Annotated in this window: 12 protein-coding genes; 3 read left to right on the top strand and 9 right to left on the bottom strand. The window is 42.0% G+C overall.

Going from position 1 to position 13,343, the window contains the following annotated elements; all coding sequences use genetic code 11:
* Window positions 1-219 precede the first annotated feature (219 nt).
* Together JMA39_RS15810 and JMA39_RS15805 are read left to right on the top strand one after the other, a co-directional pair.
* A complete protein-coding gene (locus JMA39_RS15810; RefSeq protein ID WP_202722820.1) occupies window positions 220-1,464 on the top strand; it encodes a cupin domain-containing protein in 1,245 nt (414 codons plus the stop codon).
* A 147-nt stretch (window positions 1,465-1,611) separates the two neighbouring features.
* The gene (locus tag JMA39_RS15805; protein WP_202722819.1) at window positions 1,612-2,718 is read left to right on the top strand and encodes a hypothetical protein; all 1,107 of its coding nucleotides are present in this window, start codon (window positions 1,612-1,614) and stop codon (window positions 2,716-2,718) included.
* 80 nt (window positions 2,719-2,798) lie between these two features.
* Here JMA39_RS15805 and JMA39_RS15800 read toward each other — a convergent pair whose 3' ends face one another.
* Entirely contained in the window at window positions 2,799-3,686 is an 888-nt protein-coding gene (locus tag JMA39_RS15800; RefSeq protein WP_202722818.1) for a LysR family transcriptional regulator, read from the bottom strand.
* Window positions 3,687-3,807: 121 nt separating this feature from the next.
* Here JMA39_RS15800 and JMA39_RS15795 point away from each other — a divergent pair, with 121 nt between their 5' ends.
* Window positions 3,808-4,455, top strand: coding sequence for a TetR/AcrR family transcriptional regulator (locus JMA39_RS15795; protein ID WP_202722817.1), 648 nt, complete (start codon window positions 3,808-3,810; stop codon window positions 4,453-4,455).
* A 47-nt stretch (window positions 4,456-4,502) separates the two neighbouring features.
* On the opposite strand, the gene JMA39_RS15790 is transcribed toward JMA39_RS15795, so the two are convergent.
* The 8 genes from JMA39_RS15790 to JMA39_RS15755 form a co-directional block, all read right to left on the bottom strand.
* Window positions 4,503-6,422 (bottom strand): methyl-accepting chemotaxis protein, encoded by a 1,920-nt coding sequence (locus JMA39_RS15790; protein WP_202722816.1) that lies wholly within the window; start codon window positions 6,420-6,422, stop codon window positions 4,503-4,505.
* Window positions 6,423-6,464: 42 nt separating this feature from the next.
* Entirely contained in the window at window positions 6,465-7,508 is a 1,044-nt protein-coding gene (locus JMA39_RS15785) for an inorganic phosphate transporter (protein ID WP_202722815.1), read from the bottom strand.
* Window positions 7,509-7,520: 12 nt separating this feature from the next.
* Complete coding sequence (locus tag JMA39_RS15780) at window positions 7,521-8,189, bottom strand: DUF47 domain-containing protein (protein ID WP_202722814.1); 669 nt, start codon at window positions 8,187-8,189, stop codon at window positions 7,521-7,523.
* A 101-nt stretch (window positions 8,190-8,290) separates the two neighbouring features.
* Window positions 8,291-9,115 carry a hypothetical protein gene (locus JMA39_RS15775; RefSeq protein WP_202722813.1) on the bottom strand — a complete coding sequence of 275 codons (825 nt, stop codon included), beginning with the start codon at window positions 9,113-9,115 and terminating at the stop codon, window positions 8,291-8,293.
* Window positions 9,116-9,129: 14 nt separating this feature from the next.
* Window positions 9,130-10,488 (bottom strand): OprO/OprP family phosphate-selective porin, encoded by a 1,359-nt coding sequence (locus JMA39_RS15770; protein ID WP_202722812.1) that lies wholly within the window; start codon window positions 10,486-10,488, stop codon window positions 9,130-9,132.
* A gap of 341 nt (window positions 10,489-10,829) precedes the next feature.
* Window positions 10,830-12,143, bottom strand: coding sequence for a hypothetical protein (locus tag JMA39_RS15765; protein ID WP_202722811.1), 1,314 nt, complete (start codon window positions 12,141-12,143; stop codon window positions 10,830-10,832).
* Window positions 12,144-12,154: 11 nt separating this feature from the next.
* Complete coding sequence (locus JMA39_RS15760) at window positions 12,155-12,625, bottom strand: CYTH domain-containing protein (protein WP_202722810.1); 471 nt, start codon at window positions 12,623-12,625, stop codon at window positions 12,155-12,157.
* Window positions 12,626-12,640: 15 nt separating this feature from the next.
* Window positions 12,641-13,276, bottom strand: a complete 636-nt coding sequence (locus JMA39_RS15755; protein ID WP_202722809.1) for a hypothetical protein — start codon at window positions 13,274-13,276, stop codon at window positions 12,641-12,643.
* Window positions 13,277-13,343 lie beyond the last annotated feature (67 nt).

Here is a 13,343-nt window from a genome sequence, read left to right as displayed (position 1 = left end):
CCTGCAAATTGTTTAAATATATGTATAGCCCTGCAATGAAACTGCAGGGCTTTTTTGTTAAATGAATTACGCCGTATTTAATTATTTAACTTTGTTCTGTTTATGTGACGAGTAATCGCATTGTATGGGTAAAGTTTGTGTTCATTCCATTTTTGGAAATCGTTCCAAATATATTATTAGCTTGAGTTTAAAATTATAAATTAATCAAGATGGTGATATATGAATAGTAAAGTCATGTTAGCTACATTACTTTTATCAAATAGTGTTGTGGCCGCAGATATTCCTGATTTTCTCGATAAGAATGATATTAATAATGCACAATTTCAGTGTTTAGGTGATTCTCCTCAATATAGTGATAAAGACCAAAAGTATGTCGATATCTTATGGGATGAAACCCTAAACTACCTTGAGGCCTACGCCGCGGCATTGACGAACGATCAGGCTAGTGGTTGCTTAAACTCTGATAGCGCGATGGTGGACTCAACCGAAGGCGGCCAACATATGTGTGTGATGGACCGACGCGACATGAAGTTGATGGTTAAAAATATCTATCAGGTGCTCAATAATGCCGATGAAGCAAAGAAATGTTTCGGTGCGCGTGAAGATGTGAGTTGGATTTATAATCCCGGTGGCGAGCTAACCAAGAACTCTCCGGTTGCTCAACATTTTAAGCGCACCACATTTGAAGAATTTTTTGATCAGAAAGTAAGTGACAAGCAGGTGAAGCAGTACGGCAAAAGCTTTACTAAAAACTTTTATAAGATGGTGACTGGCGATGAAGTGAAAATGCCAGCCGTTTTCCCCTATGACATTAGTGCCAACTCACTGCCAAACCTTTGGGCTGCGGCAGGTTGGTTCCCTATGTACGCCGAAGAGAGCAAGCGTAACGATAAGAACTTCAACAATATTCGTGGTGGTTATGCCTATGCCGAGATCTTCGGTCATTGGGGCTTGTTGCGTATTGATGAGATCAATGGTGATAAGGTCGGAGCTGAGGTCGGTATGACTGTACAGTCGGTGGATACCCTGTATCCGTTCCATAACCATGCGATCTCTGAAATGTACTACAACATGCGTATACCTGCGTGTACTAATCAGTTTAAAACAATGGCTATACGTGAAGACTCACCACTGGTTAAAACTGTTAAAGAGGACGATAAGATCCGTCGTGTCCAATTTGATGAAGGCCAGCACAATTCGCAGACTATGTGGCTGTCGGGAAGTCGTGAGCAAGATCCATTAATCTATTTCCACCAAAATACGATTCACGCATTTGACGTCGATGGCAGTTGTGAAGCCAATCCTGAGGAGCGCGCAATTGTCTCAGTTTGGGCAAGAAGTAATGCCCATGATAAACGCAATGATTATGGCACCACCTTATTATGTGAATCGGCTAAAAATCCTGGTACCCCTGCTAAGCGGGGAGAAGTGATCCAGTGCGATCTTACTAAGCTGAAATGGTAATTTTGATATAAGCGGTAGGGAATAGCTACCGCATATAAATATAATAATATATAAGTTGCATTAATATTCGAAGAGCAAGAGCAAGAGCAAGTGCATAAGTTATTAGTGCGATTTATATTTAATTTTAAGTTGGAAGGGATGTATCTAATGAAAAAGTTGAATCTAGTATTACCGCTGTCAGTCTTTATTACTATAGCGAGTCAGCCTGTTATTGCCGATGATTTAGAAATTGGTGGTTCGGTGAGGGCTAATTATAGTTATAGTGACTATTCAGAGTCATCAAAAGATAAACTTGGGGATTTTGATTTTAATTTATTATCTATTACGTTTTCAGATAAATGGAATGATATTGGGGTTAAAGCCGAATATCGATTTTATGATGGTTATGATCACTTAAAATATGGTTATGCTTATTGGGATGCCAATGAAGACTTAACAATCAGCGGTGGTGCGATAAGTAAACCCTTTGGTAATAAGGGCTACGCGTCTCATAGCTGGTGGTACAGCCTAAACTACTATATGGGCTTTGAGGATGATTACGGTCTTGGCGTGAGCGCTCAATATCAAAATGGCAGCTCTTTAACCGAAGTCGCATTCATTAAAAATGCCGTTTATGGCACCACTGACCATAGGGATTTTGCTGGCACTGTGGCTAAGGGAACCGTAGGTGATATCACCTATAACAACGAAGAGACTAACACCTTTGCTGGTCGTCAAAGTTTTACCCTTAACAGCGGTGATTTAACTACGATTATCGGTGCTTCAATTGAGTATGGTCAGCTGTATAACTCTGAGTTTGGTGAAAGCGGTGACACGTTAAATTATGCTGTGCATCTTGATATGAATTATGACGGATGGGGTTTCCAAGCCCAGTATTTAGCATTTGATTTTGACCAATATGATGACGGCAAAATCGATCCGAATAAGATAGGTATGGGCATGCTTGATGGCTTCTATGAGGTTGCGAGTAAAGGCAATATCTATACCGCTAATCTGTCTAAAAGTATCGCTACCTCTTGGGGCAACTTAACTCTGTATAACGATTTCAGTATGGTGCAGCCAGATTTTGAAGCATTTGACGATTCCATACTTAATTCCACAGGTGTGTCATTATCTTATGGTCCCGTCTTTGTGTATGTGGATCACTACATGGCGAAGAACGTGCTTTGGCTTGGCGGTAACAGCTTGGGCTTAGCTCAAACTGATGATGATTGGGATCATCGCTTCAATATCAACTTAGCTTACTATTTCTAGTGAGTGTTACTTAGGTTGAAATTCGATAGCAAAATGCCAACCATAGGGTTGGCATTTTTGTTTGCGCATTAAAAGTTCATTTAGCCCTGTAGATATACTTGGGGTACTTCACCCAGTTCCAGCGCATTGGCTTTAATCAAGTTGATCAGCTGATTAGTCGCTTCCGTTTGAGTTTCTGGGTTGAGATACAGTGACTCGTTGAAGGTGGGAAGCGGCGGAATATTGTGTTCAATTGGATCGATGATCTGCATCTTATCGCTGATACGAAATTCGGCAATCGGGGCGATCACCAGATCATTCTCCACCGCCATACACATGGCTGCGGGTGAAGGTGTCGATAGTAGAACACTCATGGGGCGCATTGAGATCTGGTGATTAGCAAAGACTTGGGCACGGATTGGACAGTTTTCAGGATATAGCGCCATAGGCACAGTTTCGCGTTTATGGGCGCTGCCACCTTTAGCTGCCACCCAATGAAAGCGGCGCTCAAACAGTAACTCGCCGTGACCAGCTGCTGGAGCCTGCCAATGGGTCGCGACAATGACATCAAACTCACCGTTGTGAAGCCGTTTATAGAGATTGCCACTGACGTCGGTATCTATGACTAATTCGATACAGGTAAATTCACGAATAAACTCTAACAGGCAACTGCCAAGGTAACGATTGATGTAGTCAGTCGGTACCCCGAGTCGTATGACTTCACGGTTTTGACAATCTTTTAGCTCGTCAATAGCTTGAGAACTGAGTTGCAGCATCTTATAGGCGTAGTTGAGTAGCGTCTTTCCAGACTCGGTCATGGTGACCCCTTTGTTGTCTCTTAACAACAAAGGCTGGCCAACACTTTCCTCTAGCTTCTTGATTTGCAAGCTTATAGTTGATTGTGTTCGGCATAGTTTTTCGGCAGCTTTAGATAAGTTGCCACACTCGACGACCGCAATGAAGCTCTCTAATAGTTCGATTTTTAACATGGGCTATTGAGTTTATTCATAGTGGTATCAGTATTACTCAATACCCCCTCAGCGCCTAGGCTGCTACTTTATGAATGTGAACTGAATTTCAATTGATTGTTAGATTTGTGAAGAGGTCGACATGAGTAACTGGCAGCAACGAGAAAGCTACTTAACCGATATCGCCGAGCGTTGTTTACGAGGGCATAAGAGCTTTGATTTGCGGCGCTCTCATCTAGTAGAGGCTAGCCAGATCTCTAAAGGCACCATCTACAATCATTTTCCCTCAGAGGCAGATTTAGTTGTGGCTGTGGCGACAGCTCACTACCGCAAGCGTCTTGAACGCGCGGTTGTGGATAACAGCCAATATAGTGACTGTTTAACGCGCTTCTTGATGCATCATTGCTGGGGCTTAAGGGATGAGCTGTTATACGACAGGTTTATCATTTCCCGGGTGATGCCGAACCCTGAGTTGCTTGCTCAGGTAACCGATGATAATCGCGCTGCTTTTGAGCAGGTTTATGGTGAGTATATTCAGTGGAATAATGACTTAATCAAGGCTGTAGGCGTAGTTGAAGGCTTTAACCGTGCCGAGTTAGTGGCTAACTATCTACGCGGCGCCTTAATTAACTGTGACGATGCTGGCAAACAGTATGATGATGCAAGCCTGTACTATCAATTTAGCTACGCATTAGCGCAGTTGATGGGCCACTCAGATAAACGTATTCCCAAGCAGGCGGATTATGCCTGCTGGCTTGCCGAGCTTGAGCCTGCAGCACACGCCGCTTAAGCTTAAAAGTATGGTTTGCTATAACTGTTCATTAGAGGCTGATAATCTCACAGAGTAAATTTTTTACAGTCATCTGTGAGATGTTTACTTAGTTGGTTTAGCTGTGATGATTGCGCGGCAACCTTATCTGAAATTTTTGTTAAATCTAGGCTAACCCCTTCTATCTTGGCGAGGTTGTGAGTGAGTTCAGAGGTGGCATCGGCTTGTTCTTTACTGCCTAAGGCGATAGAAGCGAGTTGCTTGGTTGAGTCGTTAATCTGCCTCATAATATGATCAAATTTGGCTTCTGTTTTTTCTGCAATATCATTTCCTTGTGACATTTTATCTAGCGAGTTATCGACCAGTTTTATGGTTTTGGAAGCTGCCGTTGCTGTGCGGTTAGCTAGGCTACGAACTTCATCTGCGACCACAGAGAAACCTCGGCCAAACTCTCCAGCTCGTGCAGCCTCAATCGCTGCATTGAGGGCGATTAAGTTAGTCTGCTCGGCGATATTGGTGATTTCATTCATGATACTGGCGATTTCACTGCCTGAATGATTAATGCTTTCGAGTGAGCAAAGCAGTGATTGCATCTGTTCATGGCCTGCATTCGCTTGCTTAAGGGTCTCGGCTCCTTGCGTATTCATGCTCTCTGAAGATCCAGCGGTGATTTGGGTTTGGCTTTCAATTTCATGGAGTGCTGAGCTCATAGATGAAACTAGGCTTAGCTGATGGCCTGAGCCTTTTGACAACAAAGTGCCATCTGCGTTTAGCGCAGTAGAGGTTTGCTGAATCGCATCTGAGCAAGTTTTCACAGAGTGCACAAGCGTAGAAAGGTGGTTGAGCATTTTGGTTAATGCGTGTCCGAGCAGATCTTTGTCACCGGCTAATGTGACTTGGCAAGATAGGTCGCCACGGGCGATGGTTTCTGCGGTATTAACTTGCTGGCGTTGATTATCGATTAGCTTAGAAAGCGCATTAGCAATATGACCCAATTCATCTTTTCTATGGAGTAACTTCAGCCAAGCGCTACTATCTAAATGGCTTACCTCAATGTCTCCCACTGAAAGATCGGTAATGGCTGTGGAAACTGTACCTAGACCTTGGGTTATCAGGTTGACTAGTTTAAAAATTAATAGCGAAATAATGATAATAGCGACTATAGCAACAATACTGCTTGTGACGACTAACTGGTTTTGGTTAGCTTTAATTGCTTGTTCTTTCACTGAGCTAATCACTTTCCAGCCGCTAACGGGATCCTGTTTTACCCAGCCTAAGTAACTCTCTCCTTGCTCTGTAAACTCGATGAGTTGATTGTTGGTTTGGCATAAGTCCTCCAAATTATGCTGACTTTCTACTAGAGAGCTAATTGCTCTATGTGCGATGAATTGGCATTCGCGAGATAAAATAAACGAGTTGCTGTTACTGTCTATTTTTCCAATATCCACATGATCTCGATAGAAGTTATCTAGTGGAACGCTCATAAAAAGTAAGCCGTTAGCAGCAACTTTTACCGCAATGGTGACTAATAACTTGCCATCAACACGACTTTTTACGGGGTCAGATATGACCGCTTGGTTATTTTGATAGGCTAGGCCTATGTAACTCATTTTTGAATAACTTTTACCTAATCGTTTAGGGTTGCTCGCGGCAATAGCAATATGTTGCTCATCCAGCAGTGCGACGTTACGAGCACCAACTTGGTCGGCTATGGCTTGTAAATGTTCAGAGGCTGCTTGGCGAAGTGAAGGCTCGTTGAGTGCCATAGAGATAAATGGGCTATTTGATAGCGCATTTATCGTCGCTAACTGACTATTTATCCATGTTTCGATATTTTTTTGCAGTAATGCACTGTTACTCTTTATGGCGTTTGTTGACGCTTGTTCTAAGGCGTTAAGACTTATATTAATCGTTGTAAAGGCGATTGCGATGAAACCAATTGCCACCATTGGTATGAGGAGTATGTTGAATCTAAGACGTAACTTCATAAGCCCTCTTGCTGCTCTCTATATCATCGTTGCCGCTCAAAGCTATACGACAACCTGATTGAATAGGTTTTGAATAATGAATAATCCGATAAAGCATGCGATTGCTGACATGACAGGGGTAATCATCCAGCCCACAATAATTTTTAGAAGCACCTTCCACTGAATGGGTAAACGTTTTAGAAGCGCGATACCAATAACAGCACCGATAACCGCTTGAGAGCTAGACACTGGCACTAGGGGGATAGCGGGTAAACCTATGCTGACAAAAGCGTTTGATAAGCTTTGTGATGAGAAAATAAACAGTACGATAGAGTGAGCCATAACCACAACCCAGGCGGTGATAGGGGTCATTGCAATCAGGTTATCACCGACGGTAAGCATGACTTTCTTCGAGTAAGTAAATACACCTATGCTGATAGCGACCGCACCAATAAAGAATAGCTGCATCGCGGGGCTAAATGAGATGCCAAATAGCTCCATTGGATCGATAGGGGTGCTCAATACAAATACCCCCATCACATTGGCAATATTGTTTGCTCCTAAGCTATATGAACCGAAGGCGCCAGCGACAATTAGGCCGATACGGGTCCAGTTGTCTAATTGGAAGAGTCCTGGGCGGATGTGTTTGATAGCGACCGATACGCACTTGAAAAGAATAACTGCCGTGATGGCGGCGAGTATTGGGCATAGCACCCATGTACTTAAAATTTTTGTCAGCGTGTCAGGGTCTGTTTTCATACCGCTAAACAAGTTCCAACCGATAATGGCACCGACTATTGCTTGCCCCGTTGATACCGGCAAACCAGACTTTGTCATAAAATAAACAGTGGTTGCTGCAGAGAGTGCCACGGTAAATGCGCCGCCAAGAGCCGATACTTTGCCCAAGGCACCTAGCGTATGTGAGGCTCCGGCTCCACTTATCACCGCACCGAGAATAACCATCACCGAGCAGATAACGGCCGCCGTTGAGAACTTGACCATCTTTGAACCAACGGCAGTGCCAAATACGTTGGCGGCATCATTGGCGCCTAGAGACCACCCGAGAAATAAACCACTAGAGAGAAAAATCCATATTGCGATATCCATAGCTTTTAACTCCTATTGCACACGTTTAAGCGTGTAGATCGCAATACGGTCGCTGATATCTTCGGCCAAATTAGCTACTTGATCTATGCGATCACAGAAATAACGTAGCTGTATCTTGTTGACTAAAGGCTGCTCTGTTTCAAATAGCAGTACTTTGGTTCGCGTGCACAAACGATCGGCTTCACTTTCGAACGCAATGACTTTGGTATGGTACTCCTGCACTCGTTGTAGATCGGTGAAAAAACTCTTAGCGCACAACAATGTGTGATCTATGGTTTCACCTACGATGGCGAGAAAACGAAGCAGCTCTTTTTCTATCTCATAAGGAATATGAGGTTGTTCAATTCTTAGGTGTAAGCCGATGGTTTCTTGTTTGTTGATGAGGCGGTCGGTTAAATCAATCAAGGATGCGACATCAGATCGTAAATCTGGGATAAGTGTTTTGCGATATAGAGTTTGTTCTATTTCTCTTTTTAGCAGATCTGCATGGTGTTCAATGCTTTGAAGTTCTGCTAATGCGGTTTCAAATTCAACACTTTTAGGGCCATAGGTTAAGTAGTTTTTCCACATCTGCATGGATTTATGATGTGACAAAGTTACTTGGTCGAAAAAGAGATAAACTTTAGTTTCTGTGGATTCGCTCTGGGAAAGAAGCGAAGTGAGCCGAGAAAAACCAAACATGGTATCTCCTTATTGTTGTTAGAGGGCTTTGTAGGTGATGCGAGGGGGAGACCAGATACCACTATGGGAGCGGTATAGTCGTATCTGGCCTGATTTAGGGTTTAGTTAAACCCTTTTGACATCTTAAAGGTTGCAGTTGTCTTGGAGCCTTGATTCTCACTTGGCAAGCTAACCTTATTAACCTCCTCTGAGAGGTAGTTATAAGCTTCTTCAAGGTGTGTTTTATCACTTGAGTGACCCTTAAATGAAAACTCAGTGAAAGTGACTCTTGGATTGCGATAATAAGGAGTCCACAATTGGAAATCGATTTCCAAATTATCAAAGCGAGGATCTTTTAAGTTGCCTTCCCAGCCGTGAGTTCTCATCACTAAAGTCTGCTTTAATTGTTGCTTATGCTCTTGATAGATAGGCTCAACAATTTCCCATGCTGTAGCGTTTCTTTTTAACACTTTAAACACGGCATCCATGTCGACATTTTTTACATCAATATCAGCGGGAGAGTAAGGAATATCATAGCTAACACTGTAAGCTGACTTGTCCTTGGTAAAGTCGATTTCAGCTTTCTTGTAGTTACTCACATCACCGAACGCTTCAGGATTTGGTGCTCTTAATTTGACTGTAATCTTACTCTTACGAGGTTTAGTTACATGCTCTCTGACTCGTATTTGTATGTTATCAGCCTTAAAAGCTCGGTCTGGGGTATCAATGTAAGTCACTAACTTAACGGAGATATCATCATCTAAATCAACAAAACTAAATGTTTTTTTAAACGCTTCCGTTTGCTTATTGGCTCCGTAGGGTAATGTTTTACCCACTCCGGTATTAACGTGGTACTCCAGTGATGTAAATGCATCCGGTGATAGAGCGTAGGCACTGCCGCTAAGGCATAAGTTAATTGCACCAATCAGTAGTAAATTATTTCTCATTACTGTTCCTCCCTTTAAAATGCAAACTGTAGGCGAGCTTGGAAAATATTGGCGTCTTGGTCGTACTGCTCTACTCCGTTGATATCAGTATATGGCGCTACGTAGTCGGCCTGAGTGTATACATAGTTCAATTGTGCCTTTAAGTTATCTTCTAAATACCAGTTTAATCCAATAACGTAGTCAGTTTTTTTACCGCCTTCGATACCGGCATCAACGTCATCAAAGTTTGCGAGATCATATCTTGCTGCAACTTCCCAGGCGCCCCAGCCACCAGTAGAAATAGGGTTTGAAGGAGAGGGAGTCTTGAAGGTGCCTTTTTTGCCACTGTAGCGCCATTGTTCACCAGTAATGGTATAAACGGCTTGAGCATAGTAAGCATCTACATTGGCTTTTGGATCTGTAGTTTGGTCAACCGATGCACCTACATATTCAGATTGGAATAGGAAATTGCGGTACTGGTAAGCGAGCTCGGCACCATAGTGAGTACCCGATTGAGATTTGATCTTGCCAGTATTAATGATGCGTTCGGTCGGCTTAGTATTAGGACGAGCACGATAGCGTAAGGCTTTTTCTGCATCATCATTTAAGTCAATGTAGAGCCCACTTGCACCAATGTGAAGTAGGTGCCCATTACGGTCAATCGGTGCCATTGTGAAGCGTGCATTGAAAACATTCATCTCAGAATGACTTTGATCTTCGGTAGAGAAAAACTCATTTTCAGTAGTGATGCCGTAGCCTACATGCAAATTATAATTGTTGCCTACATAGCGCCACTGAACACCAAGTGCACGGTCTGGTGCAAATACATCAGTAGCGGCGCGTTCTAAGAAGGCGAGGTGGGCTGAGCTACCAGTAGCTTCCATACCAAATGCAAACTTTTGAAAACCAAGTTTAAGGCTTGAATCGTCCCAACCTTTATAGACTACGTTTGCATCTTTTACTTCGACTTCGGTGAGTCCGTCAAAATCAAACTCTAGCTCATATTCCCAAACATTAGAGAAATAGCCTTCAATACCAAAGCGTAAACGACGAATGCTGGCATCGGTGAACTTATCATTATACTCACCATCAATATCATATAAGCCATCAGCTTTTACGTAGTCAGCTTGAATACGTGCTTTAAACTCCATGGTAGAGCGACCATCTTTTGAGATAAGTTCAGGGCTTGGTGAATCTTTAGAGAACTTTACGCGGTCAACTTGATTTGCAGCATCTTTTGCCTCAATTAACTCCATTTCAAGTGCGTTTAGTCGCTCTTCAAGTTCCATAACTTTATCTGTTTCAGATGCCATAACAGCAGATGAAAAACATAAGAGCGATGCGGAAATTGCTAGCGCAATAGGTGAGTCTGGAAACATCTTGTTATTGTTCATAATACTCTTCCTTCTGTAACTTCTTATTGTATTCGCTTGGTGTTCAACATTGTTAAAACTTGATGTGTTAAGAATATGCTTTGTGTGTGAATAAAAACATGATCAATGTCAACTAATTGCAACTAAATCGTACAGCTTGTTTGGATTTGTTGTTTTTTAGGTGTTGGTGGTTGTGTGTGGCTATGTTGGCTTTATGTTGTATTTTTCTAAGAGTAGAGAAAGTGCTGTATCTAGTCTGGATTGATATGTTTTTATCTGGTCATAGCTTAATGCTGCAGTGAGCGCTACATCATTGGTTATACACTTGCTTTTCACCTTTTTATTTTGATAAGTAATTGGTTTTAAGTTTTATTTTCGATTCTGTGCATTCCTTTTCGGCTAACGTAAAGTTTATAGTGGTAGTGGTGTGTTTCACCGTTATGCTGTAGCACTATCACCAGATGTATGGTGTGTACTTTATGGACTTTAGTTTGCTTGATTTGAGACTCACTTTCATACCAGTGCGGGCTAATAACCTTAGGTAGGAGTCGTAAGGATTTGCTTAGGTTGATTGTCAGTTCATCTAAAAACTTTTTATGTTTGTTATTTGTTGCTTGGGAGAAGTAGCTTCGCTGATGAACAAAAGCGACATCCAGTCGATCTCTTTCCGAATGGTTAACACGCTTGAGAATCGCGATAATCGATTTACTCAACTGTTGCTGTTGTTGTCGGTAATAGGTTTCTTTGATATCAATAAGTCGAGTGCCATCATTGGCATGAAAGCGATAATGATGTTGGAAAAAGTGGGAGAAAAACTTTTCCATTAAATAGTTACGCCCTAGTTCTTTTATGCGGTCTTTAAAAATATATGAAAGTACTAAAGAGATAAAAAAGGGCGTTGAAAAATTGCCAAATGCTTTTTGGGTTGCAAAAGCAACGCCAGTGGCAAATGCCATAGCTAAAGCCGCAGCGAATCCAAAAATAAGCTGCTCAGCAACCGCTCCACCTTTGAGCTTCTTTCGCCTCACTTTATAAGGAGTATTAATGATACGTCGCCCCATATGTAAGCGTCGTAGTAACTTTTCTCTGTCATCATCGCTACGACTTGTTAGCTTTAAATTGTGGGTGTCAGCATATTGATTAATCTTGGTGAGCAACGGGTCGATATAGGCCCGCTCAGCCTTAGTTTTTTGAGATTTACTCTTTAATAAAGCTTGATTGAAGTAATAGATTAATTGGTGGTTAGCAAGTAGATATAATTTATGGTGAGTTAGCTGACTTTCGTTGTCATGAATACCTTGAAATGACTCTATTAGCTCTGCAACGACAGTGAGTTGCTCTGGCTGTAATTTGAGGAGTATTTGGTTGATTCCAATTACAAAGTTAGATAGTGCAGTGACATATTTCTTTGCGTTATCTTGCGCCTTGGCATAAGCATATTGCCTCAAGAGTAACAGGTCGTTTTTAATGGTTTCAATACTGATTGGCTTAGCTCGAACCAGTGATTGTTTTTGCAGTAGGTTTTGGTAAAAAAAAGTGGGAGAAAATATGTCGCTATGATCGCTTAAAGGAGCTGGGTAAAAGTAATAAACTTGTACCTTGGCGCTTTTTATTTGGGCATCGATTTCCACTTTTATATTTAAGTGGTATTGGTCTACGATCGATAGCGACAGCATGTGATTATCACTTACCAAGTGGTATAAGGCTGCTTCATTAGCATTGAATTATAGTAGCGGGGATCCCCGGTAACTTCTTCACCTAACCAGCTTGGCTTATTAACCGTTTCTGTTTCTTCTGTTAGCTCGACTTCTGCGACAGTGAGACCTTGGTTGCTCTGGTAAAACTCATCAACTTCGAAGATGTGATTTCCATGCTCGACTAGGTATCGAGTTTTATCAATTACGCCTGGCTCACAGATTTCTAGTAACTCTTTAGCTTCTTGTAGCGGAATCTCACTTTCCCACTCATATCGAGAGGCTCCCGATTCGTTGCCTATACCTTTAATGGTTAAAAAGCCTTTGTTTCCTTTGACGCGTACTCTTACCGTTCTTTCTGGAACACTGCTCAAGTAGCCTTGAGTAATTCGCACTGAACGTGAAGTTTGCTGTTTGAACTCATCACTGTTGACTAGGTATTTGCGTTCGATTTCTTGTGCCATGATTCAGTCCCTTATTTAGTTTGCGAGCGGTAAGTTTTTCATACCGATAACACGCTTAATTGCTTGCAGGTAATTAATGTTCTCAACACCTTCTAACTTGAGATCTTTGATAGTACGCTGAATGTCTTCAAGCTCGGTTGACTCACTATTCACGCTGACGATTCGCGCCCCGTTAACGAGTACGTTTGCGACTTCACAAATAGTGTTATTCACCATGTAGCCATAACGTTCTTTGTGGATTTTCACTGCCTGTAGATCTGAGTGGTCATTAATGAGCTCTAGAAACTCTTCAAAGCTATATTGCTCTTTATTTAGTTCTGGTTGCTCAACCATGAATGCAGGAAAGATCTCTTCTAGAAGCTGTGCAGCACTGATAGGGAACTCAGCTTTTAACTTAGGATCCCACTGCTCTAAACCATCAACGGTTTGAACGTAAGACTTTACATCCATTTTGCCATCTCTAATTTTGGTGTTATTGAGATCATTAGTACGAGACATGATATAGATTTCATCGCTTTGCCTATGCCAAACCTTTTCTGGTACAGGAACAGAAAGGCGTGCCATACGTGTTGAAGCTTCAGTGAAATCCTGACCAAAAGTTCGGAATTCGAAACGTGGTTTTGAAACTTCGCCAATTTTTAGTTCTGACATAAAACGATCCTCGATAGTTTTCTTGGGTGGTATGTCATTTACAGTACGCACTTCAAAAATAAAAAAA

The sequence above is a fragment of the Shewanella schlegeliana genome, assembly GCF_016765635.1.
Taxonomy (GTDB): domain Bacteria; phylum Pseudomonadota; class Gammaproteobacteria; order Enterobacterales; family Shewanellaceae; genus Shewanella; species Shewanella schlegeliana.
Note: the sequence above shows the minus strand (reverse complement) of the source record. Positions and strands in the feature narration are given on the sequence as shown.

What these genes read in the sequence shown, in the direction of transcription:
- JMA39_RS15810 (WP_202722820.1), top strand. Translation starts at nt 220, where the DNA reads ATGAATAGTAAAGTCATGTTAGCTACATTACTTTTATCAAATAGTGTT.
- JMA39_RS15805 (WP_202722819.1), top strand. Translation starts at nt 1,612, where the DNA reads ATGAAAAAGTTGAATCTAGTATTACCGCTGTCAGTCTTTATTACTATA.
- JMA39_RS15800 (WP_202722818.1), bottom strand. Translation starts at nt 3,686, where the DNA reads ATGTTAAAAATCGAACTATTAGAGAGCTTCATTGCGGTCGTCGAGTGT.
- JMA39_RS15795 (WP_202722817.1), top strand. Translation starts at nt 3,808, where the DNA reads ATGAGTAACTGGCAGCAACGAGAAAGCTACTTAACCGATATCGCCGAG.
- JMA39_RS15790 (WP_202722816.1), bottom strand. Translation starts at nt 6,422, where the DNA reads ATGAAGTTACGTCTTAGATTCAACATACTCCTCATACCAATGGTGGCA.
- JMA39_RS15785 (WP_202722815.1), bottom strand. Translation starts at nt 7,508, where the DNA reads ATGGATATCGCAATATGGATTTTTCTCTCTAGTGGTTTATTTCTCGGG.
- JMA39_RS15780 (WP_202722814.1), bottom strand. Translation starts at nt 8,189, where the DNA reads ATGTTTGGTTTTTCTCGGCTCACTTCGCTTCTTTCCCAGAGCGAATCC.
- JMA39_RS15775 (WP_202722813.1), bottom strand. Translation starts at nt 9,115, where the DNA reads ATGAGAAATAATTTACTACTGATTGGTGCAATTAACTTATGCCTTAGC.
- JMA39_RS15770 (WP_202722812.1), bottom strand. Translation starts at nt 10,488, where the DNA reads ATGAACAATAACAAGATGTTTCCAGACTCACCTATTGCGCTAGCAATT.
- JMA39_RS15765 (WP_202722811.1), bottom strand. Translation starts at nt 12,143, where the DNA reads ATGCTGTCGCTATCGATCGTAGACCAATACCACTTAAATATAAAAGTG.
- JMA39_RS15760 (WP_202722810.1), bottom strand. Translation starts at nt 12,625, where the DNA reads ATGGCACAAGAAATCGAACGCAAATACCTAGTCAACAGTGATGAGTTC.
- JMA39_RS15755 (WP_202722809.1), bottom strand. Translation starts at nt 13,276, where the DNA reads ATGTCAGAACTAAAAATTGGCGAAGTTTCAAAACCACGTTTCGAATTC.